The sequence below is a fragment of the Arthrobacter sp. BE255 genome (assembly GCF_031457335.1).
In the GTDB taxonomy this organism is placed as follows: Bacteria; Actinomycetota; Actinomycetes; order Actinomycetales; family Micrococcaceae; genus Arthrobacter.
Map to the genome: position 1 here is coordinate 17,539 of NZ_JAVDWK010000010.1, position 22,286 is coordinate 39,824.

The following is a 22,286-nucleotide window of genomic DNA, read 5'->3' on the forward strand; positions in this document are numbered from 1 at the left end:
GCCTTACTTTTTGTCTGCGTACGCCTTGTAGGCCTTGTTGGCCAACTCTACGTATTTGGACTGGCCCTTCGCGTCGAGTTCCTTCACGTAGGCGTCGAACTCGCTGAGGTTCCGCTGGCCGGTGATGAACTTCAGGGTGTTCTGCTTGACGTGGTCCTTCAGCGGGGTGAGCACCAGGGTGGCCTGCTCGCGGTCCACGTCGCTGAACGGCACGGGCGGTGCCACGGCTTTGGGCGTCTTGGACTTCATGGCTTTCTGGAACGCCAGCTCCTCCTCGTTGAAGGTGGAGTTCAGCAGGTCGGTGGTGCCGCCGTAGGCGAAGTTGCCGCCGGAGAAGCCGTACTCCATCCGCAGGTCCTTGGTTCCGGCCGGGTTCAGGCCCTGGAAGTTGATGTCCTTGGCCAGGACCCGCTTGCCGCCCTCCTTGGTGAAAGTGGTCCCCTCCACGCCCCACTTGGAGAACTCCTGCCCGGCGTCGCTGTAGAACAGCCAGTCAATGAACTGGATCAGCGCCACGAAGCTGTCCTTGTCCTTCACGGACGAGTTCAGCATGATGCCGTTCTCCAGCCGCGAACCGCCGATGATCTCGCCGGCCGGGCCGCCGGGCACCGTAATCTTGCCCACCGCGAAGTTCCCCTTGCCCAGGGACTGCTCCATGGAGGTGCGGTAGGTGATGATGTTCTGCGAGTTGGCGCTGATCACAAACGACTTGCCGGAAACGAACTTCTGGATGGCCGAATCGTCCGTCTGGGTGAAGCTTTCCGGGTCCATCAGGCCTTCGGAAACGAGCGAGTTGAAGTACTCCAGGAGCTCCTTGAACTTCCCGGTGCCGGCGCCGAATTCGAACTCCTTCTTTGCCTCGTCGAAGTTCAGCCCGTCCACCAGGCCCCAGCCGGCTACGGTGCCGAACGCGTTGCCCGCGATGTTCAGCACGCTGTCGCCCTTGAAGCGGTCGGAGAAAGGCACGACGTCGGGATGGGCCTTCTTGAGCGAGCGCAACACGTCGCGGAACTCGTCCCAGGTCTTGGGTTCCTTAATGCCTTCCTTCTGCAGGACGTCCTTGCGGAATGCCAGCGAGTAGTCCGGCCACAGCTCCTCGTGCAGGCCCGGCAGGACGTAGTACTTGCCGTCCTCCTGGGTGAGTCCGGCGATCTCCGGCTCCAGCTTCCACTTCTTGACCTTGTCCTGGAAGTGCGGCATCAGGTCCACGTAGTCGCTGACCGGCAGCACGGCCCCGGAGGAGACGAAGGCCGATTCCTGGCCCGGGTAGGTCTTGGCGATGATCTCCGGGGCGTTGCCGGAGCTGATGAGGAGGCTGCGCTTCTGCTCATAGTCGCTGCCCGGAACCACCGTGGTTTCGAGGGTGACGTTGTTCGCGGCCGCCATCTTGGTGAACAGCAGCCAGTCCTTCTTGTACGGGTAGGTGGGCTGGTCGCTGAAGAGGAAGCTGAACGTCAGCGGCGCCGTCGCCTTGAACGTGTCCCCCACCCCGAAGCTGTCCATGGCGCCGGTGCGGGCCTTGGAGGTGTCAATTTTGCTGCCGGAATCTGAATCACAGCCGGCAACCACCAGGCCGAAGGCTGCGAGCGCTGACAGGCCGAGGAAGTCTCGTCTGCGGATCATGGGCTTTCCTTTCATAAGGGTTACTCCTTGACGGAGCCGAGCATGACGCCCGAAAAGAAGTACTTCTGGACGAACGGGTAGATGCAGAGGATGGGGATGACGGTCAGGACGATGGTGACCGACTGGATGTTGGCGGCGATCTGGCCCACGTTTTCCGCGGTGCCGCCGGCGGAGCCGGCCGTGGTGACGCCGGCGATCATGTTGCGCAGGTAGATGGTCACGGGGAACAGCTCGGGCCGGTCCAGGTAGAGGAAGGCCTGGAACCAGGAGTTCCAGTTGGCCACGGCGTAGAACAGCACCATGGTGGCCACGATCGCCTTGCTCAGCGGCAGCACCACTTTGAACAGCACGCCGTACTGGGTGAGGCCGTCAATGGCGGCCGCTTCCTCCAGTTCGCGCGGCATGTTCTCGAAGAAGGACTTCATGATCAGCAGGTTGAAGACGCTGATGGCGTTGGGCAGGACCACGGCCCAGATGGAGTCCCGCATGCCCAGCGAGCTGATGAGCACATAGTTGGGGATCAGCCCGCCGTTGAAGAACATGGTGAACACCGCGATGCCGATGAACACGCCGCGGCCTTTGAGGTCCTTCTTGGCGATGGCGTAGGCGAAGGACGTGGTCAGGACCATGGAGATGGCCGTGGCCACCACTGTGTAGAGGACCGTGTTGCCGTAGTTGTTCCAGAACGTGGAGTCGGCCAGGATCAGCTTGTAGGTCTCCACGTTGAAGCCCAGCGGGAACAGGTTCACCTGCCCGGCGTTGATGAACCCTTCGCTGGAGAAGGACTGCGCCACGATGTTCAGGAACGGGTACACCGTCAGGAACACCACCACCAGCAGGAACGCCAGGTTGAACACCCGAAACACCCGCATGCCGCGGGAGACTTTCATGTCTTTGATGAGGACGCCGGTTTCTTTCCTGGCCGCTTTCGAAGCAGGCCGTTTCTGGAGTGTTCCAGTCATTGCAGTCCCTTTCACCACAGGCTCGTTCCGGCGAGGCGCTTGGAGATGGCGTTCGCGGAGAGGATCAGCGTCAGGCCGATGACGGATTCAAACATTCCGATCGCGGCTGCGTAGCTGAAGTTGGACGACTCCAAGCCCACCCGGTAGAGGTAGGTGGAGATGACATCGGAGGTTTCGTAGTTGAGCGGGTTGTAGATCAGCAGGATCTTTTCGAAGCCCACGGCCATGAACGTGCCGATGTTCAGGATCAGGAGCGTGATGATAGTGGGCCGGATGGCCGGCAGCGTCACGTGCCAGGTCTGCTGCCAGCGGTTGGCGCCGTCGATCCGTGCCGCCTCATACAGCGACTCGTCCACCCGGGTGAGGGCGGCCAGGTAGAGGATGGCGCCCCAGCCCATGGTCTGCCACACCTCGGAGCTGATGTACATGGGCCGGAACCAGGACGCGTCCTGGGTGAAGTTCACCGTGGTGCCGAACACCGTATTGGCGATCTGATTCACCGTGCCGGTCATGGAGAAGTTCTGCAGGATCATGCCGGCGATGATCACCACGGACATAAAGTGCGGCAGGTACGCCACGGTCTGGACGAATTTCTTGAACTTCTGTGAACGCAGTTCGTTCAGCATGAGCGCGAAGATGATGGGCATCGGGAAGCAGAACAGCAGCGTCAGCACGCCCAGGACGATGGTGTTCTGGAACGCCTGCCAGAAGCTGGGGTCGTTGATGAACAGGGTGACGTACTTCAGCCCCACCCACTTCTCGCCGAAGATGCTGCCGCCGGGCTGGAACTGCCGGAACGCGATCACGTTCCCGGCCATCGGCAGGTAGCGGAACACCGCGAAGTACAGCAGCGGCAGCGCCACGAGGGAGTAGAGACGCCAGTCGCGCTTCAGCGCGAGCTTCCAGCCGTTGGGCTTGTTCCGCGGTTTGTCCTTGGTGCCGGGCGGGTCCGCGGTGACCGCCTCGGGAGGTACTTCCAGTCGCATGGCCATGGTGTTTCCTCCTATCGGGCGGTTTCTGCGGGGATGTTGTCTTCTTCGAGGTCTTCCTCCACAACGAGGACGCCGTTGGCCGCGAGCTCCACGGTGCCCTGGAGCTGCGTGCCGGTGAGCCGGTCGGTGCCGCCGGACTGCACGTCCACGCGGACGGGGGCGTCGTTGTGGTTCAGGACCAGCAGGTAGCTGCGTCCGCTGCCGGCACGACGGCGGACCTGCACTCCCGGCGGCGCGTCCAGTTCCGGACGGATCCCGGCAGCCCCGCGTTCGGCGGCGAGCAGCTCCTCCAGGAAGGTGCTGTCCACCCGGGCGGACAGGTAGACGGCGGTGCCCTGGCCGAACCTGTTGCGGGTGACGGCGGGTGAGCCGGCGAGCCGGCCCGACGCGTAGCTGGCGAGGACGTCTGCTGTTTCGGTGTGCAGGTGCTCGGTCCAGTAACTGGCTGAGGCCGTGCCGCCGTCGGCCGTTGAAAGTTTGACTTCCTCGCCTTCTCCGGCGAGGGGGTGCAGTTCCTCGCTCCAGGCGCCCAGCACGTTCCGGAGCGCCCCGGGGTAGCCGCCCAGCCGGATGGTGTTGTCCGGGTCCACGATGCCGGAGAGGTAGCTGGCCACCAGCCGGCCGCCGTCGGAGACGTAGTCCTCGAAGCGCTGCGCGGCTTCATCCGTGAGCAGGTACGACGCCGGCAGGACCACCAGGCTGTACTGGCTGAGGTCGGACTTGGTGTCCACGAAGTCCACCGGGATGTTGGCGTCGAAGAACGGGCGGTAGAGGCGGAGGACTTCCTGGGTGTAGCTCAGGTCCGAGCGGGGCGAGTTGCCCAGCTCCAGGGCCCACCAGCAGTCCCAGTCGAAGACGATGGCCACTTTGGCGGCGGAGCGGGTGCCGGTGACCCCGCCGAGGCCTTTGAGTTCCTGGCCAAGCTGGCAGACTTCGCGGAAGACGCGGGTGTTGGGGCCGGCGTGGTTGACCATGCCGGAGTGGTAGCGCTCGGTGCCGCCCTTGGCCTGGCGCCACTGGAAGAACAGGATGGAGTCCGCACCCTGGGCAATGGCCTGGTAGGAGCCGAGCCGCATCTTGCCGGGGAGCTTGGAGACGTTCACGGACCATTGGCTGACCGCGGCGGTGGCCTGCTCCATGACCAGCCACGGCTGGCCCTTCTTCAGCGAGCGCATGAGGTCGAAGTTAAGGGCGGCGGCCACGTGGGCGTCGGCTTCGCGCGGATCCGGGTAGATGTCCAGCGCGGCGGCGTCCTCCTCCGCGGCCCAGGCCCAGTAGTCGTTGTTTTTGTAGAACCGCATGAAGTTGGTGACCACCGGCAGGTCCGGGGTGTGCCGGCGCAGGATGTCCCGCTCGGCCTTGTAGTGCTCCAGCATGCTGTCCGAGGTGAAGCGGTGGTAGTCCAGGCGGCGGGACGGGTTGGACCATGTGCGGGGCTGGGCGGGGGCGTTGACCTGGGCCCAGTCCGAGTAGACCTGTCCCCAGACGTCGGTGCTCCAGGCCTGGTTGAGTTCGTCCAGGCTGCTGTATTTCGACTGGAGCCATTCCCTGAACGCCCGGTCCGCGTGCGGGCCGTAGGAGACGGGGCCGTATTCGTTGTTCACATGCCACATGCACAGCGCGGGGTGATTGGCGTAGCGCTCCCCCATCTTCTCCGCCATGGCAAGGGACTTTTGGCGGTAGGCCGGGTGGGAGACATCGAAGTGCTGGCGTGAGCCGAAGCCGAAGATGGTGCCGTCCGCCAGGACCGGGAGGATGTCCGGGTGCTGCGCGATCAGCCAGGCGGGCGGCACGGCGTCCGGGGTGGCCAGATCCACGCCAATGCCGTTGGCGTGCATCAGGTCCATCACGTCATCGAGCCAGCCAAAGTCGTACACGCCGTCGGCGGTTTCGAGGCGGCTCCAGGAGAAGACAGCCAGCGTGACCAGGTTGACGCCGGCCTCCTTCATGAGGCGGACGTCCTCCTGCCAGACCTCGCGCGGCCACTGTTCCGGGTTGTAGTCGCCGCCGTAGGCAATGCCGCCCAGGCGTTGGTGCAGGCCTTGCAGGCGGTCTTCGGCAGTGCTGGTGTACGGCTCGCTGGTCATCGTTGTCCTTTGGTTGGCACGTCGGCCGCACGGTTCCCAACCCTGCGACCTGCATCACACGTAGAAACTATCGTAAACTTTACGCAATAACAACACCTCCCGAAAAGGAACTCCACTCCCACTATTGCTTGGCACCACACCGCCCAGAGCGGCGCGAACGTACACTTAAGGCCCCGAGTGGCAGCGTCATAACGGACTTGGAACCTCCGATGCACTTGTTGTTTCCGATGAATCTTAGAAACTATCGGACCCACACCCGGTCACCAGCCCCGCCCACCTGCTAAAGTTGTGTTGAAATTCCAACACAACTTGTTTGCATTGCCACTACAGCCCCGGGGAGCACCATGGACCTGTCACCGTCTTTCAAGGCCTACGACGTGAGGGGCCTCGTTGGCATCTCCATCACGGCACAAAGCGCCGAAGCCGTGGGCGCCGCGTTCGTCGACGTCCTGGACCTGTCCGGACAGACCATCGCCTGCGGCGGCGACATGCGCCCGTCCTCGCCCGAATTCAGCCACGCCTTCGCAGCCGGCGCGGCGCGGCGCGGGGCGTCGGTCCTGGAACTCGGCCTGATCTCCACGGACGAGCTCTATTACGCGTGCGGCTCCCTGGACATGGCGGGGGCCATTTTCACCGCCAGCCACAACCCCGCCGAATACAACGGCATCAAGATGGCCAAAGCCGGCGCCGTGCCGGTTTCCTCCGAAACCGGTCTCGACGCCATCAGGGACCTGGCCCAGCAATACCTTGACAACGGGATCCCCACGGACCGGATCGAGGGCAACATCTCACAGCAGGACATCCTGGCCGGCTACGCCGAAAAACTCCGCTCGCTGGTACCCCTGGACGGAATCCGGCCGCTCAAAGTGGTGGTGGATGCGGGCAACGGCATGGCAGGCCTGACAGTACCGGCAGTCCTGGGCGACCAGTTCCACCCTGCCCTGCCCCTCACGGTGGTTCCGCTCTACTTCGAACTCGACGGAACGTTCCCGAACCACCCCGCCAACCCGCTGGAACCTGAGAACCTCCGTGACCTGCAGGCCGCCGTCGTTGCCCACAAGGCGGATCTGGGGCTGGCGTTCGACGGCGACGCCGACCGCTGCTTTGTGGTGGACGAGACCGGACAGCCATTGACGCCGTCGGCCATCACCGCGCTGATCGCGGTCCGTGAGATCCGGCGCGCGCAGGCCGCCGGGGAAGCGGAGCCGGTCATCATCCATAACCTGATTACGTCACGCGCGGTGCCGGAAATTGTTGCCGAAGCCGGCGGGCGGCCAGTACGGACCCGAGTGGGGCACTCCTTCATCAAGGCAAGGATGGCCGAGGAAGGGGCCGTGTTCGGGGGCGAGCACTCCGCGCACTACTACTTCCGCGACTTCTACAACGCGGATACGGGCATGCTGGCAGCCATGCACGTCCTGGCGGCCCTCGGCGAACAACACGGTCCGTTGTCGGAGCTGGCCCGCGAATTCGAGCCGTACACCGCCAGCGGGGAGATCAACTCCTCCGTGGAGGGCGTGGCGGCAGCGGTTGCGCAGGTCAAGGCCAGCTACGAAACCGCGGGCACCATTGACGAACTCGACGGGCTCAGCGTGATCAATGAGGCCGGAAACTGGTGGTTCAACCTGCGGCCGTCCAACACAGAGGAGCTGCTGCGGCTCAACGTCGAAGCCTCGGACCCGGCCACCATGCAGCAGGTCCGGGACGCCGTCCTGGAACAGATCAGGCGCTAAGAGCGGCGCTAACGGCCCAGCACCACGTTCGCAGGCTCCTCGCCCGCAAGCAGCAGGGAGATCTGCCGCCGGACCAGCCTGGCCATCCGCGGCAGCATGGCCGAGCTCGCCCCGCCCACGTGCGGCGTGATCAGCACGCCCGGAGCTGTCCACAGCGGATGGTCCGCCGGCAACGGCTCGGGGTCGGTCACGTCCAGCGCGGCCCGCAGCCTCCCCGACGACGTCTCTCGAAGCAGCGCCTCGGTGTCGGCCACCGGGCCGCGCGCCACGTTCACCAGGAGCGCTCCCTCGGGCATGGCCGCAAGAAAGCGCCCGTCCACCAACTGCTTGGTGGCCTCGGACAGGGGCACGCTGACCACCACAATGTCGTGCAGCGGCAGCTGCTGGTACAGGGAGTCGATCCCGTGGATGCGGCCCCGCTCATCATCGCGTTCACGGCTGGCCATCCGCGTCACGTGGGTTTCGAACGGCAGGAGCCTGGCCTCGATGGCCTTGCCCACTCCCCCGTAACCCACCAGCAGCACACGCCGGTCCGCCAGGCTGGGACGCTGGCTGTTGTCCCAAGTCCCCGTCGCCTGGTTCCGCACAAAGTCCGGAATCCCGCGCTGGCTGGCAATCATCATTCCCAGGGCGAGCTCGGCCGTGGACGTCTCGTGGACCCCTGCCGCGTTGGCGAAAAGGCAACCCGCGGGCAAAACGGCCGCTACGCCGTCGTACCCGATCGACTGGCTCTGCACGAGCCCCACCTCAACCCCGTCCAGCGCCGCCAGCGCACCCGGCTTGCCCATGTAGGGCGGCACCAGCAGGTCGAACTGTTCCGACGGCGGCGGTCCGGCCAGGTCCCACAGGACAAAGTCGACGCCGGCGGACGGCCCCACGGCATCCAGCAGCTTCTGGTCCGGCAGGCTCACGCGGAGGCGGGCCGTCACTGAGCCACCACCAGTTTGACGTTGGCGGCCCGCAGCGCGGCCTCGATCTCCCGCGGCGGCGGAGCATCCGTGACGAGGACGTCGGCCGAGTCAAACGCCGCGAGCCGGGCCAGTGCGTACCGCAGCATTTTCTGGTGCGTGGCCACCACCACCACCTGTTCAGCGGCGTTCATCAGCGCAATCTTGGTGGCGCGTTCCACATCCCGTTCGATGTAGAACGCCTCGTCATGGATTCCGCTGACCCCGATGAACGCCGTCTTCGCGCGGAGGCCCGCCGCGGCGGTGACCGTCATTGGCCCGTTGAAGGCCTGGCTGTCCAGGAGCAGCTCACCGCCGAGGCAAATGGTCCGGGCCGAAGTCAGCTGCAGGCAGCGCTGGATGGCGGGTGCCGAGTGCGTGATGATGGTGCCCGCAAACGACGCCGGCAGCTCCTGGGCGATCTGGTAGGTGGTGGTCCCGGCGTCCAGGATGATGGCGTCCCGCTCGCTGATCATCGACACACAGGCCTGCGCCACCCGCTGCTTCGCGTCGGCGTCCTCCCGGACCCTGGCCGCGAAGTCCGCATTCTGCCCGCTGGCGTTGACCGCGCTGACTCCGCCGTGCACCACCCGCACCAGCCCCTTCTGGGACAGCACACGGGTGTCGCGACGGACCGTCATGTCCGAGACCGCGAACGTTTCGGCGAGGTCCATCGTGGAGATGAACCCCCGCCGCTCGAGCTGGTCCAGGATGGTGCGCTGGCGGGGCGTCAGCGGCGCCTCTTCATGTGAGCTGCTCATATCCCCTTCTCCTGCTTCCCTAGCCGGACGCGTTGGCAGCGTGTTGCAATTCCAACACAAATCTACTTAATGCCTGGCCCCTGCGCCCGCATTCAGCAGTTCCACGGGGCGTCCTTCGATGATGGAGCGCTCGGCCGCGAGGCCCATGCGGACAGACTGCAGGCCGTCGGCCACGGTGACTTCCACCGGTCCCTCGCCCAGGATGGCCTTCCGGTAGCCAAGGTGCTCGTAGTAGGTGGACCCGTGGTGGGCCCCGGCCGCGAGGACGGCTTCATCAACCGGAACTTCGTGCAGTTCCGGGCCCAGCGGCGAGCGCGGGCTGAATTCCACCGTGGCCTCGGCTTCGTCGCCCTCGATCCAGTGGTTGGCCGCTACCGGAATGAGGGTTTCGATCTTGGCGGCATCGCCCACGATGGAGATGCGTTCCTGGAATTTGGAGCCTTCGGCGAACATGGACAGTTCCAGCATGGCCCGGCGGCCGCCCTTGAAGTCCACAATCACGTAGGCGTTGTCGATCATGTCCGAGACCCTGCCGTCGTAGACCTCGTCCATGTGGTTGACGTCGTGGCCGCCGCTTGCGTAGACGCGGACCGGCTCGTCCTGCAGGATCAGCCGCATCAGGTCGAAGAAGTGGCAGCACTTCTCCACCAGGGTTCCGCCGGTCCGCTCGGCAAAGCGGTTCCAGGCGTCCACTTTGTGCAGGAAGGGGAACCGGTGCTCCACGATGGACAGCATGTAGATGTTGCCCAGTTTGCCGCCGTGGGCTGCCTGGATGATCTCCTGGACCGGCGGCATGTACCGGTATTCCATGGCGACCCAGACCGGGGCTGGGTAGCCCGCGGCGAGGGACTCGAGTTCGTCGGCCTGCTCCGCCGAGGTGCACACCGGCTTCTCCACCAGCACGGGCAGGTTGGTGCCGCTGGCGAAGATGTCCTTGAGGATGGCCAGGTGCGTGTCGTTGGGGCTGGCGATGACCAGCGCATCCACGAGGCCGGATGCGAGCAGGTCCTGGTGGCGGGAGAAGGTCTGTACCTCGTAGCCGATTTCCGCGACGGTTTCCGCCAGCGACGACGGCTGGGGATCGGATACGGCGGTGATGTGGCTTCCCGGGATCAGGGCAAGGTTCCGGACGTGTTCGCGGGCCATGTGGCCGGCACCGATGAGGCCGTAACGAATGGTCCGGACCGATTCCGCAGAAGGCAATGACATGAGCTGCTCCGTTTCTCTACGTTGAGTATGGGACCGCGGCGTTGCATCCCAAACAGAACTATACAGAAAGTGTTGTTATTCCAACATAGCGTGTGTATATTTCTTCAGTACAAGCCGTGACTACAACGAGGTGGAACGTGTACCAACCGTCATCAGGAACCCTGCTCTTCATAGGCTGCGCAACTCTTGACTCCATTGCACTCGTCCAGGATTACCCTGCCGCAGACAGCCGCACCGTCGCCACAGATTTCGCCACCGCAGGCGGCGGGCCCGCGGCAACCGCGGCCGTTGCCGCTGCCCGGGCCGGCGCAAACACGGCATTCGCCGGAGTCCTGGGAACGGACGAGGAAGGCGACCGCATCATCAGCGGCCTGCAGGCCGAAGGCGTGGACACCTCAGCGGTGATCCGCGACCCCGCCGTCAAAACAGGCGCCAGCGTGATTGTGGTGAGCACGGCCTCCGAAAGCCGGGCCATCGTCACCCGCCCGGTGCCGCCGGTCAGCTTTCCCGCGGAAGGCCGCTTCCGCGAACTGCTGGACTCCGCCGCCTGGGTCCACGTGGACCACCTGGGCTGGAACGCCGTCGCCAACATCCCCGGGCTGAACCCCGGCGGCCTCAACATCAGCGTGGACGCCGGCAACCCCATCCCGTCGTTCAGCCCGCGCGGCGTTTCACTTTACGTCCCAACCGTCGAGCGGCTCAGCGCCGAGTACGGCGGGCAGCTGGCCCTTGAGGAGCTGCTCCAGAAAGCCATCGACGACGGCGCCTCCGCAGTGGTCGCGACGGCCGGCGCCGAGGGCGCCTGGGTGAAATCCGGAAACGGTCCTGCGATCCACGTTCCGGCCACGCCGGCCACCATCCTGTCCACCCTCGGTGCCGGCGACGTCTACCACGGCGCCCTCCTCGCCGCAGTTGCCGCCGGCCTGCCGCTGGTGGACGCCGCAGCTTTCGCCGGCCGCACCGCCTCCGCCTCCTGCGAAGGACTGGATGGCCGCTCCAAAATCCCGCACCAGACCATTACTCCAGTCCTAGCCACCAACCACACCGCCTAGCTGAAAGAAGCAGCACATGACCCACACAGACCTCTCACCCCTCCAGCGCCCGTCCGGCGCATTCGCGATGCTCGCCGTGGACCAGCGCGAGGCGATGCGCAATATGATCGCCGAGCACCAGGACGCCCCCGTCACGGACCAGGACCTGCAGGACTTCAAGCTCCAGGCCGCCAAAATCCTCACCCCCTATGCCTCCGGCGTCCTCATCGACCGGCAGTTCGCGCTCGACCAGGCCATCGAGGACGGCGTGGTTGACCCCGGCTGCGGACTCATCGCCTCCGCCGACCACTTTGAATCCGCGCACGGCGAGCTGGTGGGCGAAGTGACCATCGACCGCCTCGTGGACGCGCACAAATACGCCGCCCTGGGCGTCAAGGCCCTCAAGCTGCTGGTGCTGTACCGCCCGGATGAGCCCGCCGATGGACGCGTGGCCATGGTCCGCGAATTCGTTGAGATCTGTAAGTCCGCCGGGCTGATCAGCATCATCGAACCGGTCTCCCGTAAACCCCTCTCCGGGGACGACTTCGACTGGAACGCCGGGATCCTGGCCGCGGCCAAGGAACTGGGCAGCCTGGGCGCTGACCTCTACAAGGCCGAGGTCCCCTTCAAGGGCCAGGCACCCGAAGCCGACGTCCGCGCCGCCTGTGCAGAGCTGACCAACGCCATCGACGGCCCGTGGGTGGTGCTGTCCTCGGGCGTCCCGGAGGACGTCTTCCCCGACGCCGTCCGGTGGGCCTGCCTCGAAGGTGCCAGCGGCTTCCTCTCCGGACGCGCAGTCTGGGCGTCCTGCATCGGCGCCCCCGACGTCGTCGAATCCCTTTCCACCGACGCCGTCCGGCGGCTGCAGCGCCTCTGCGCCGTGGTGGACGACGTCGTCTCGTCGCAAAAGACCAGTGCATGAGCAGTCCCGACGCGCCAAGCGCTTCCTGGTGACAGCCCTTCCGTAGGCAACAAGCAAGGCACAGCAAAACACTCAACGAGGAGAATATTGTGAGTCAGATTTCACGCAGGCAGGCCATCGCGATTCTCGGGGCCCTGGGCTTCGGAGCAACTGCGGCAGCATGCGCCGGACCGGGCGGCTCCACGGCGCCCGGCGGTGCCACCGGCCCGGCAGCACCCGCCACCGGCAACGTCACGGGCAAGGTTTCGTTCGCCCACTGGCGCGGTGAGGACAAGGCGGTGTTCGACGAGCTCATCAAGAAGTTCGCGGCACTGCACGACGGCGTGGAGGTGGTCCAGGACATCTCCACCTCCAACGACTACAACGCCCAGGGCCTGCAGAAGGTCCGCGGTGCAGCCATCGGCGACGCGTTCGCCACCTTCCGCGGCGCCCAGTTCAAGAACTTCACCGAGGCGGGAATCTACACAGAGCTCAAGGGCAGCAAGGCGGCAGCCAACTACCAGCCGGGCCTCCTCACTGCCGGCCAGTCAGGCCAGAACCAGCTGGGGCTGCCCTACCAGGTGGTGTTCCCCATGCCGATGGCCAACGCCGACCTGTTCGATAAGGCCGGCGCGGAAATCGCCCCGAAGAACTGGGACGGCTTCCTGGCGATGTGCGAAAAGCTGGCAGCGTCCGGGGTCACGCCCATCTCCTGGCCGGGCGGCGACGTCGGAAACGGCGGCCAGCTCTTCAACTGCATGATCGCCAACAACGCCCCGGTGGATGACATGTGCGCCCAGATCGAGCAGGGCAAGCTCAAGTGCACCGACGACTGGTTCCTGAAGATGCTGGGCCAGTACAAGGAACTGGTCCCGTACCTGCAGCCCAACGCCACCGGCACCGCCGTAGAGCCGGCGCAGAACCTGTTCTCGCAGGGCAAGGCCGCCATGCTGGCCACCGGTTCGTACCACCTTGCCGCCGTCCGCGGACTGGGCGCCCAGTTCCCGATCGAACTGGTCTTCCCCAATACTTCCGACGGCAGCGGCAAGTTCGAGGGCGCCTACAACGCCACGTTCATCCTGGGCGTCAACTCCGCCAGCAAGAACCAGGCCGCCTCCGCCGCGTGGATCGACTTCCTCTCCGAGCCCGAGAACGCCGGCTACTACGCCAACAAGACAGCCCAGCACGTGGCCGTAAACGGCGTGGAGTACACCAATGCCGACCTGAAGCGCCTGAGCCCCTGGCTGGAAAAGAAGACGGCGCTGGCCGCCCGCTTCCAGTTCCAGAACCTTGATGTCCGCAATGCGGTGGAGGCCAGCGCCACGGCTGTCATCTCGGGCACCAGCCCCGAGCAGGCCGCCGAAGCCGCCCAAAAGATTGTTGACGAACGGCTATGAGCACCCACACCAAAATGGCTGCCAAGCGGAAGGCCCCGGACAGCCGATCGGAAACCGACGCCGCGAAGGGGCGCCGCCGCTCCCCCACGCGGGTGAATCCGGCACTGTATCTCTTCCCGCTTCCCGCCGTCGCCATCATTGCGTTCTTCCTGGTGATGCCCACGCTGCAGGCGTTCCAGTACGCCATCACGGACTGGAACGGCTTCTCCGCAACGTTCAACTACGTGGGGGTGGACAACTTCGTCCGTGCCTTCACCAAGGACTCGCTCTTCACCAACGCGCTGACGAACAACCTTAAATTTGTGCTGCTCGTGGTGATCGCGCAAACAGTGTTCTCATTGCTGCTCGCCCTGCTCCTGACCAAGAACTCGCGCGGCAGCATCCTGCTCCGGGCACTGTTCTTCTTCCCCACCATCCTGTCCTCAGTCTCCGTGGCCTTCATCTGGAAGTTCATCTACGACCCCAACTTCGGCCTGGCCAACGCGGTCCTGGGCGGTGTGGGCCTGGAAGCCCTGCAGGGTTCCTACCTTGGGAACAACGCCCAGGCCCTGTACTGGGTGGCCGTCACGCAGGTCTGGTTCCACGCCGGGCAGATGATGGTGGTCTACATCGCTGGCCTGCAGGCCATCCCGCGGGAACTGTATGAGGCCGCAGAGATGGACGGCGCCGGCAAATGGCAGCAGTTCAAATCCATCACCTGGCCGTTCGTGGCCCCGGCGACGTCCATCGTCGTTGCCTACACCACCGTCCAGTCGTTCAAGGCTTTCGACCTGATCCTCGGCATCGCCGGCAATCCGCCCAAGCAGTCCCTGGACATCCTCTCCACACGCATCTACAGCACCTTTGCCAACTCGGAGTTCGGCTACGCCGCCGCCCAGTCGATCATCTTCATGGCGATGATCGCCCTGGTCACCTGGCTGCAGCGCCGGCTGCTCCGCCTCACCCCGAAGGGGGAATGACAGCATGCTCGCGTCAATAACCCGCCGCGGAATCCTTGGGATCTACGCGGTCATCATCATCGTTCCGCTGACCGTGGTGGGGTTCGGCAGCTTCAAGTCCACGCAGGAACTCTTCGCCGGGCCGTTCAGCCTGCCGCAGTCCCTCTCACCCGCCAACTACGCGGAGGTGATCGGCGGCCAGGACCTGGGCTCGTCGTTCATGAACAGCGTCATTGTCACCGCGATCTCCGTGCCGCTCACCCTGTTCCTGGCCAGCCTGGCCGGCTACGCCATCTCCCGGCTCAAGGGCTTTATGGCCTGGGCCATCTTCGGCTTCCTCGTCCTGGGCATGGCCATCCCGGCGCAGGCCAACATGGTGCCGCTGTACGTCCTGTTCGGCCGGCTCGGGCTGCTGGACAGCCTCGCGGGCCTGGTGCTGGCCAATGTGGTGTCCACCCTGCCGATCGCAGTCTTTATCCTGGGCGGCTTCATGCGGACCCTGCCCAAGGAGCTCTACGAGGCATCCTCGATTGACGGCACCGGCCCCTGGCGGACCTACGTGTCCATCGCCCTGCCGTTATCGGCACCATCGGTGGCCGCAGCAGCGATCTTCCTGTTCGTGATCCATTGGAACGAGCTGCTCTATCCGCTGCTGTTCATCCAGTCCCCCGGCAACCGGACCCTGCCCCTGGCACTGCTCAGCTTCCAGGGCGAATTCCAGACCAACTACCCACTCCTGTTCGCCGGCGTCATCCTGGCGTCGCTGCCCGTGGTGGTGGCCTACGTCTTCCTGCAGCGGTACTTCGTTGCCGGTATCACCGCCGGAGCAAGCAAGGGATGAGGACCCACCACCAGCCCAACGAAAGGCACCACACGTGAACCTGAAATCAGCCCGACACCTGGTGAATGGAACCTGGCACACGGCCGGCACCACCAAAGACGTGACCGACCCCGGAACCGGCGGCATCGTCGGCGAAGTGGCCTGGGGTACGGCGGACGACGCCACCAAAGCCGCCGACGCCGCGGCCGACGCCTTCGGTTCCTGGTCCCGCACCACGGCCCGCAGCCGGGCGGACCTGCTCCGCAACGCAGCGGACCTCCTGGCCGAACGCCGCGACGAACTGGCCCACACCCTCGCGTTGGAAGCCGGCAAACGGCTCCCGGAAGCCCAGGGGGAAGTGGACTTCTCTGTGGAATACTTCCGCTGGTTCGCCGAGGAAGTCCGGCGCTCCACCGGCACCGTCAGCCCGCCCGAACTCCACGGCCGCCGCCACCTCAGCCTCCGCAAACCCATCGGCGTGGCGCTCAGCCTCACCCCGTGGAACTTTCCCGTGTCCATCCAGGCCCGCAAACTCGCCGCCATGCTGGCCGCAGGCTGCACCGTAGTGGGCCGGGTCTCCGAAAAGGCGCCGCTCGCCGCCACCGGCCTGTTCGAGGTCCTGCACGACGCCGGGTTCCCCACCGGCGTCGTCAACCTGGTCCACGGACCCTCGCGCGAAATCACTGCCGCCCTGCTCCAACACCCCGCCGTGCGGGCCGTCAGCTTCACCGGTTCCACCGGCGTGGGCCGCCAGATCATGGCCAGCGCTTCAGAACGCGTGGTCCGGCCGCTGCTCGAACTGGGCGGCAACGCACCGTTCATTGTCTTCGAGGACGCGGACCTGGACGCCGCCGTCGACGGCGCCGTCCTGGGCCGGCTCCGCAACACCGGCCAGTCGTGTGTGGCAGCGAACCGCTTCCTCGTCCAGGACAGCATCGCCGACGAGTTCACGCGGAAGCTTGGCGCGCGCTTCGATGCGATGAGCATCGGGCACGGCGTCCCCGATGGCGGCGCAGCGGTTCCGGACCTTGGCCCCATGATCGACGCCGAGCGGGTCTCCGCCGTGCAGGCCCTCGTGGATGACGCGCTCGCCCGCGGCGCCCGCCGCGTCACGCAGCGGACCGATGTTCCGGCGCAGGGCGCCTTCATGGCCCCCACACTGCTCACGGACGTCCCCGACGACGCACCCCTGGTGAGCGAAGAAGTGTTCGGCCCGGCGGCCGGCGTCGTGACCTTCTCGTCCGAGGAGGACGCCATCCGCAAGGCGAACGCCACCGAGATGGGCCTCGCCGCGTACGTCTGGAGCCGCGATCCCAGGCGCGCCTGGGACATCCCCGAACGACTGGAAGCCGGCATCGTGGGGGTCAACGATCCCCTCCCCTCCGTGGCCTTCGCCCCCATGGGCGGTGCCAAGCAGTCAGGCCTGGGCCGCGAAGGATCAAGCCTTGGCCTTGAGGAGTTCGAGGAGGTCCAGTACGTGGCCTGGAGGCCGTAAATGCTGACCACCGGGCTGGTGCTGGGCGCCGTCGTCGTGGGAGCAGGGATGCAGCGCATCACCGGCATGGGCTTCGCGCTGGTGGCTGCCCCCTTCCTGGTCCTGCTCCTTGGCCCGGTAGAGGGGGTGGTGCTGGTGAACGTCTGTGGCGCCGTGACGGCGGGGGCCATCATCTTCCGGGTGGTGCGGGACATCGACTGGAAGCGGTACGCGGCATTGGCGGCGTCGGCGCTGCTGGGGATCATCCCGGCAGCCTTCCTGATCCGGCTTATCCCGCCGGCGGTGCTGGAGATCTCCATCGGGGTGCTCCTCGCAGTCGGGCTCACCGTTTTGCTTGGCCTCAAGTCCGCTACGCTGCCTCCGCGCCGCCGCTACCTGTTCGCGGCCGGCGGCCTGAGCGGGTTCATGAACACGGCGGCCGGGGTGGGCGGGCCTGCGGTCAGCATGTACTCCATCGCCACCCGGTGGCAGCACAAATCCTTCGCTGCCACCATGCAACCGTACTTTTTCACCATCGGCGTGTTCTCCCTGATCTCCAAGGCCCTCACTGCCCCGGCAACGTTCCCCGCGCTGCCATGGGGGATGTGGGTGGCCGTCGCCGTCGCCTGCCTCGCAGGGCTGGTACTGGGCGACGTCGCTGCCCGGTTCGTCCCGGCCCGGGCCGCCCAGTTCCTGCTGATCGTCCTGGCCTACCTGGGAGCGGCCGCCACCATCATCCGCGGAGTGCTCGACGCCGTCGGCTAGCCGCGGCGGCTTCACCAACCCATCAACTCAACCATCAACGAAAGGGCTGCGATGCCTGTCGTCCCCCCACAAGAAAACGTACTGCGCGTGTCCACCAGCAAGGGCGAGACCGTCACCCTGACGATTGATGCAGGCGCTCCTGTGACCATCCAGCTTGAGGTTGGAGGGCCGTGCAGCTGCGGGGGCACGGCCCGTGTTGCCGGCGCATACACAAATACGGACTTCGGCACCCACTAATCAGGCATCATTCTCAATTTGCACCCGCACCATGGAAAGGAAATAACATGACGTGGCTGAACAGTGCCGCTCACGCGCGATGGCTCGAGGCCGAAACCGACCGGCTGATCAATTTCGCCGCGGGTTCGAAGGTGCCCACCGGATTCGGCTGGCTCGACAACAACGGCGTGGTATTCACCGACAAGCCGACCCACCTCTGGATTACCGCGCGGATGGTCCACAGTTTCGCCGTCGCCGCCCTGATGGGACGGCCGGGTGCTGCGACGCTTGTCGACCACGGCATCGCTGCGCTTAATGGGGTCTTCCACGATGATGAGTTCGGCGGCTGGTACGCCGAGGTGGACGAAAACGGCCCGGTAAACGACACCAAGTCCGGCTATCAGCACTCCTTCGTGCTCCTCGCGGCCGCCAGCGCCGTTGCGGCCAAACGCCCGGGCGCCCGGGAATTGCTCGACGAGGCCCTGCGCATCGCTGACACGAGGTTCTGGGACCACGACGCCGGCATGTGCTTCGACTCGTGGAACCGGGACTTCACGGAAACCGAAGCCTACCGTGGCGGGAATGCGAGCATGCACTCCGTCGAGGCGTACCTCATCGTCGCCGATGTGACCGGGGAGAACCGCTGGCTCGAACGGGCCCTCCATATCGCCGAGGTGCTCATCCACGACTTTGCGCGCAACAACAACTACCGGGTGTTCGAACACTTCGATCCGGAGTGGAACCCCATGCCGGAGTACAACACCGATGACCGGGCCAGCCAGTTCCGCGCGTACGGCGGAACCCCCGGCCACTGGGTTGAGTGGGCACGCCTGCTCCTGCACGTCCGGGCCGGGCTCGAAGCCCGCGGCATGGACGTCCCAGCCTGGCTGCTGGAGGACTCACGCGGCCTGTTCGACGCCGCAATCCGCGACGCCTGGGAACCGGACGGTCATCCGGGATTTGTCTACACCGTCGACTGGGAAGGCAAGCCGGTTGTCACCACGCGCATCCGCTGGGTTCCCGCCGAGGCAATCGGGGGCGCTGCCGCCCTCTACATCGCCACCGGCGAGCAGAAGTATGCGGACTGGTACGAGCGAATCTGGGACCACGCCCGCGACTGGTTCATCGACTACGAGCACGGGTCCTGGAAGCAGGAACTCGACGAGAACGGCAATGTCACCTCGACCGTGTGGTCCGGCAAGGCAGACATCTACCACCTCTGGCACTGCCTGGTGGTTCCGCGCCTTCCACTGGCACCCGGGCTTGCTCCGGCAGTCGCGGCCGGACTGCTGGACGCACGGCTTACTGCGGCTGGATAGCACAGGGGAACCTGGGGTCCGCTGAATTCCTGGGCCCGGCTCAAAGCCGCTAATTTAACACCCTGCAACCCTTGATAGGTGACCATATGGTCACCTATTCTGGGTTGTATGGACGCCGTCTTCAAGGCACTCTCCGACCCCACCCGCAGGGACCTGCTCGATGAGCTCTTCCGCGAGGACGGGCAATCGCTGGGTGCGCTTGAGTCCCGCTTCGAGATGTCCCGTTTCGGGATCGCCAAGCACCTCAGGCTGCTGGAGGACGCCGGACTGGTGGTCACCCGCCGTCGGGGCCGCCAGAAACTGCACTTCCTGAATCCGGTGCCCATCCGGCTCATCCACGACCGCTGGGTGAGCAAATATGCCGAACCATGGGCCGCTGCGCTCAGCGACCTCAAATCCAGATTGGAAAGTCCCATGGAAAAAATCTTCGAAATCTACATCAAGACCACCCCGGAACGGCTCTGGGAAGCCATCACCAACAGCGAGATCAGGAGCAGATACCAGTTCGGGAACACCATCGAGTCGGACTGGACGCCCGGCGGGCGCTTCGAAATGCGCAACGTCAAGGCCGATGAGCCGCTGGGCGAAGGCGAGAACAAGGAAGTGGACCCGCCCCGGAAGCTGGTCCAGACCATGCGTGCTCTCTGGGGCGAGGACGTCAAGGCCGAGGGCTGGTCCACCATCACCTGGGAAATCGAACCGGTAGGCGATTCCTGCCACCTCACAGTCACCCACAGCGACCTCCGCGAAGGCGCCAACGACCAGCTGTACGGCGGCTGGCCGATGATCCTCTCCGGCCTCAAGACCTGGCTCGAGACCGGGGAGAAACTCACCACACCGGGTTCGCTGATGTATACCTGACGCCCAGCCCTGAGCATGTCGGCGGGTGCTGGGATTTTGCCCACCAGGGGCTTAGCCTGAAAGCGCGCACGCATGAGCGCGACCGCATCGGCAGGACCCACCAGCGTCAGGAGGCGGAGGCGATGGCATCCATGGAGGGAACCGTGGCGCTGGTGACGGGCGCGGCAGGAGGTCTGGGAAACGCCGTCGCGGCCGGCCTCGCCCGCGAGGGCGCCGTGGTTGTGGTGGTGGGGCGGTCCGAAGCCCGGGCCGAACAGGCGATGAAGGGTATCCGCTCACGCGTACCGGCCGCCCAGCTGGAGCCGCTGGTGTGTGACCTCTCAGTCCAGGCATCGATCCGTTCCGCGGCCACTGACTTCCTGTCCCGCCATGACCGGCTCGACGTCCTCGTCAACACGGCGGGCGTGTTCCGGAAGGAGCGCCACGTAACTCCGGACGGGCTCGAGCTGACCTTCGCCACGAACGTGATGGCCTACTTCCTGCTGACCAACCTGCTCCTGGATGCGCTCAGGCACGGCGCCGCGGCTGGGCGGGTCAGCGCGGGGACTGCGGACCGGCCGGCAGCGGGTCCGAGGACCTCCCGTATCGTGAACATCGCGTCCAGATACGGCAACACCAGGCTCAACTTCGACGACCTCCAGACGGCGAACGGCAAGTACAGTTACCTTCGCTCCACGCCGCCCACGATGCTGGCCCGGGTCCTGCTCACCCAGGAGTTCGCTGAGCGGCTGCGCGGCTCGGGCGTGGTGGCGAATGCCGTCCACCCCGGCCTGGTGAAGGACACGGCGCTGTTGACGGACGTGGGTGGCCCGTTCCGCTGGGTCACAAACACGTTCGGCGCCCCCGCTGAAAAGGCCGTGGACACCGCGCTCTGGCTCGCGACCGCGAGCGAAACAGCGGAGGTCTCCGGAAAGCTCTGGACAAAGCGCAAGGAACTGCCGACGCCGGGCATGGGCTCGGACCCGGAAGCCCGGCAGAGGCTCTGGGACGCGTGCGCGCACCTCGCCGGACTGCCGAAGTGACAGGATCCGGGTCCTGTGTCAGCCCGGGCTGAGGACGCAGAACTCGTTGCCCTCCGGGTCGGCGAGGCACACCCATGGCACGTCGCCCTGGCCGACGTCGGCGTCAGTGGCGCCCAAAGACCGCAACCGGGCCACCTCGGCTGCTTGGTCGTCACCGGGATATGGCATCAGGTCGAGATGGACACGGTTCCGCACGGTCTCCGGGCCGGAGGTACGAAGCAACTCCAGATAAGGCCCCACCCCTTTGGCCGAACGCAGCCTCGCGTGATCGTCATTCACCTCGTGCAGGGTCCAGTCCGTTGCCTCACTCCAGAACCGGGCCATGGCCCGCGGATCCGAGCAGTTGACCACCACCGTGGCAATCGGCCCGGTGTCCCGGTAGATCTCCCGGGGCTCCAGCACACAGAACACGTTGCCCTCGGGGTCGGCCAGGACCGTCCACGGCACATCGCCCTGGCCCACGTCTGCGGGCGTGGCGCCCAGCTCCAGCAGGCGCGCGACCAGCTCCGCATGATGGGCCGCAGATGTGGTGGCGAGATCGAGGTGCGAACGGTACTTCACCGTCTCGGGGTCCGGGACGGCGACCACATCGACGCAGACGGCGGAAGGGTCCGGCCAGGTGAAGCCCAAGGGCTCAACATTGGTCACACCGGGACCCTCGCTGGAAACACCCCAGCCGAGCGCCTCCGCCCAAAACCGGCCGAGGGCCGAGTCATCCCGAGCCTTGAAATTCACCTGAACGAGTCGCAGCGCCATAACGCACGACCCTATCCCAGGTCATACCGATCCGGGAGCACGCCTTAGGGGTTGGTCGGCCCGGCCGCTCTCAGCGCCAGCACGGCGCTCAAGCCTGGCCGTGCGGAGCGCCGGACCCGACTCGCCATCAAGGACGCCGTGCCAGACTGTGCGCATGACTTTCGCGAATGTGGGAACCCTTGAAGTGAAGCCTGGGCGTCGGGATGACGTGGTTGCGGTCCTGGTAAAAGCCAACCCGGAACTCCGGGACGCAGGCTGCCTGTTGTATGAGGTCGGTATCAACGACGAGTCGCCGGACACGGTCTACGTGTGCGAACTCTGGGAGTCGCAGGACGCCCATCGCGGATCCCTTCAGCTGGCCAGTGTCCGCGCCGCCATCCAGGAAGCGATGCCCCTGCTCACAGGGGTGATGGGTGGGAACCGTTTCATGGTGGCCGGATCACCGTTGCGCTGATGACGCTTTGGGTTGCCA

General features: G+C 65.6%; 21 protein-coding genes. 13 read left to right on the forward strand and 8 right to left on the reverse strand.

Going from position 1 to position 22,286, the window contains the following annotated elements; translation table 11 throughout:
- Positions 1 to 3 precede the first annotated feature (3 nt).
- The 4 genes from J2X42_RS16285 to J2X42_RS16300 all read right to left on the reverse strand — a co-directional run bounded on the left by J2X42_RS16285 (position 4) and on the right by J2X42_RS16300 (position 5,664).
- Positions 4 to 1,638, reverse strand: coding sequence for an extracellular solute-binding protein (locus tag J2X42_RS16285; RefSeq protein ID WP_310166820.1), 1,635 nt, complete (start codon positions 1,636 to 1,638; stop codon positions 4 to 6).
- A gap of 5 nt (positions 1,639 to 1,643) precedes the next feature.
- Positions 1,644 to 2,513, reverse strand: a complete 870-nt coding sequence (locus J2X42_RS16290; RefSeq protein ID WP_396134102.1) for a carbohydrate ABC transporter permease — start codon at positions 2,511 to 2,513, stop codon at positions 1,644 to 1,646.
- 83 nt (positions 2,514 to 2,596) lie between these two features.
- A complete protein-coding gene (locus tag J2X42_RS16295) occupies positions 2,597 to 3,577 on the reverse strand; it encodes an ABC transporter permease subunit (RefSeq protein WP_310166822.1) in 981 nt (326 codons plus the stop codon).
- An 11-nt stretch (positions 3,578 to 3,588) separates the two neighbouring features.
- Positions 3,589 to 5,664, reverse strand: a complete 2,076-nt coding sequence (locus J2X42_RS16300) for a beta-galactosidase (protein ID WP_310166823.1) — start codon at positions 5,662 to 5,664, stop codon at positions 3,589 to 3,591.
- A gap of 344 nt (positions 5,665 to 6,008) precedes the next feature.
- Between J2X42_RS16300 and J2X42_RS16305 the strand changes: the two genes are divergently transcribed.
- On the forward strand, positions 6,009 to 7,397 hold the full coding sequence (locus tag J2X42_RS16305) for a phosphomannomutase/phosphoglucomutase (protein ID WP_310166824.1): 1,389 nt from the start codon (positions 6,009 to 6,011) through the stop codon (positions 7,395 to 7,397).
- 8 nt (positions 7,398 to 7,405) lie between these two features.
- Here the strand turns inward: J2X42_RS16305 and J2X42_RS16310 are convergent, their stop codons facing one another.
- The 3 genes from J2X42_RS16310 to J2X42_RS16320 all read right to left on the reverse strand — a co-directional run bounded on the left by J2X42_RS16310 (position 7,406) and on the right by J2X42_RS16320 (position 10,314).
- Positions 7,406 to 8,326 carry a 2-hydroxyacid dehydrogenase gene (locus J2X42_RS16310; RefSeq protein ID WP_310166825.1) on the reverse strand — a complete coding sequence of 307 codons (921 nt, stop codon included), beginning with the start codon at positions 8,324 to 8,326 and terminating at the stop codon, positions 7,406 to 7,408.
- The gene (locus J2X42_RS16315) at positions 8,323 to 9,105 is read right to left on the reverse strand and encodes a DeoR/GlpR family DNA-binding transcription regulator (protein WP_310166827.1); all 783 of its coding nucleotides are present in this window, start codon (positions 9,103 to 9,105) and stop codon (positions 8,323 to 8,325) included. Before J2X42_RS16315 ends, J2X42_RS16310 begins: the two co-directional genes overlap by 4 nt.
- Positions 9,106 to 9,171: 66 nt before the next feature.
- Positions 9,172 to 10,314 carry a Gfo/Idh/MocA family oxidoreductase gene (locus J2X42_RS16320; protein WP_310166828.1) on the reverse strand — a complete coding sequence of 381 codons (1,143 nt, stop codon included), beginning with the start codon at positions 10,312 to 10,314 and terminating at the stop codon, positions 9,172 to 9,174.
- 137 nt (positions 10,315 to 10,451) lie between these two features.
- On the opposite strand from J2X42_RS16320, the gene J2X42_RS16325 reads away from it, so the two are divergent.
- The 11 genes from J2X42_RS16325 (at position 10,452) to J2X42_RS16375 (ending at position 21,058) form a co-directional block, all read left to right on the forward strand.
- Entirely contained in the window at positions 10,452 to 11,366 is a 915-nt protein-coding gene (locus tag J2X42_RS16325) for a PfkB family carbohydrate kinase (RefSeq protein ID WP_310166829.1), read from the forward strand.
- A gap of 16 nt (positions 11,367 to 11,382) precedes the next feature.
- Positions 11,383 to 12,267, forward strand: coding sequence for an aldolase (locus tag J2X42_RS16330; RefSeq protein WP_310166830.1), 885 nt, complete (start codon positions 11,383 to 11,385; stop codon positions 12,265 to 12,267).
- 89 nt (positions 12,268 to 12,356) lie between these two features.
- Complete coding sequence (locus J2X42_RS16335) at positions 12,357 to 13,643, forward strand: extracellular solute-binding protein (RefSeq protein WP_310166831.1); 1,287 nt, start codon at positions 12,357 to 12,359, stop codon at positions 13,641 to 13,643.
- Positions 13,640 to 14,602, forward strand: coding sequence for a sugar ABC transporter permease (locus tag J2X42_RS16340; protein ID WP_310166832.1), 963 nt, complete (start codon positions 13,640 to 13,642; stop codon positions 14,600 to 14,602). Before J2X42_RS16335 ends, J2X42_RS16340 begins: the two co-directional genes overlap by 4 nt.
- A gap of 4 nt (positions 14,603 to 14,606) precedes the next feature.
- Positions 14,607 to 15,422, forward strand: a complete 816-nt coding sequence (locus tag J2X42_RS16345) for a carbohydrate ABC transporter permease (protein WP_310166833.1) — start codon at positions 14,607 to 14,609, stop codon at positions 15,420 to 15,422.
- Positions 15,423 to 15,456: 34 nt separating this feature from the next.
- A complete protein-coding gene (locus J2X42_RS16350) occupies positions 15,457 to 16,896 on the forward strand; it encodes an NAD-dependent succinate-semialdehyde dehydrogenase (RefSeq protein WP_310166834.1) in 1,440 nt (479 codons plus the stop codon).
- Positions 16,897 to 17,640: a sulfite exporter TauE/SafE family protein gene (locus J2X42_RS16355; RefSeq protein ID WP_310166835.1), complete on the forward strand. Its 744-nt coding sequence runs from the start codon at positions 16,897 to 16,899 to the stop codon at positions 17,638 to 17,640.
- Between the two features lie 87 nt (positions 17,641 to 17,727).
- Positions 17,728 to 17,877 (forward strand): hypothetical protein, encoded by a 150-nt coding sequence (locus J2X42_RS16360; RefSeq protein WP_310166836.1) that lies wholly within the window; start codon positions 17,728 to 17,730, stop codon positions 17,875 to 17,877.
- Positions 17,878 to 17,924: 47 nt separating this feature from the next.
- Positions 17,925 to 19,175, forward strand: a complete 1,251-nt coding sequence (locus J2X42_RS16365; protein WP_310166837.1) for an AGE family epimerase/isomerase — start codon at positions 17,925 to 17,927, stop codon at positions 19,173 to 19,175.
- 108 nt (positions 19,176 to 19,283) lie between these two features.
- A complete protein-coding gene (locus J2X42_RS16370) occupies positions 19,284 to 20,036 on the forward strand; it encodes a metalloregulator ArsR/SmtB family transcription factor (protein WP_310166838.1) in 753 nt (250 codons plus the stop codon).
- A gap of 122 nt (positions 20,037 to 20,158) precedes the next feature.
- Positions 20,159 to 21,058 carry an SDR family NAD(P)-dependent oxidoreductase gene (locus tag J2X42_RS16375; protein WP_310166840.1) on the forward strand — a complete coding sequence of 300 codons (900 nt, stop codon included), beginning with the start codon at positions 20,159 to 20,161 and terminating at the stop codon, positions 21,056 to 21,058.
- An 18-nt stretch (positions 21,059 to 21,076) separates the two neighbouring features.
- Here J2X42_RS16375 and J2X42_RS16380 read toward each other — a convergent pair whose 3' ends face one another.
- Positions 21,077 to 21,814 carry a VOC family protein gene (locus tag J2X42_RS16380; RefSeq protein ID WP_310166841.1) on the reverse strand — a complete coding sequence of 246 codons (738 nt, stop codon included), beginning with the start codon at positions 21,812 to 21,814 and terminating at the stop codon, positions 21,077 to 21,079.
- 154 nt (positions 21,815 to 21,968) lie between these two features.
- On the opposite strand from J2X42_RS16380, the gene J2X42_RS16385 reads away from it, so the two are divergent.
- Positions 21,969 to 22,268 carry a putative quinol monooxygenase gene (locus J2X42_RS16385; RefSeq protein WP_310166843.1) on the forward strand — a complete coding sequence of 100 codons (300 nt, stop codon included), beginning with the start codon at positions 21,969 to 21,971 and terminating at the stop codon, positions 22,266 to 22,268.
- Positions 22,269 to 22,286 lie beyond the last annotated feature (18 nt).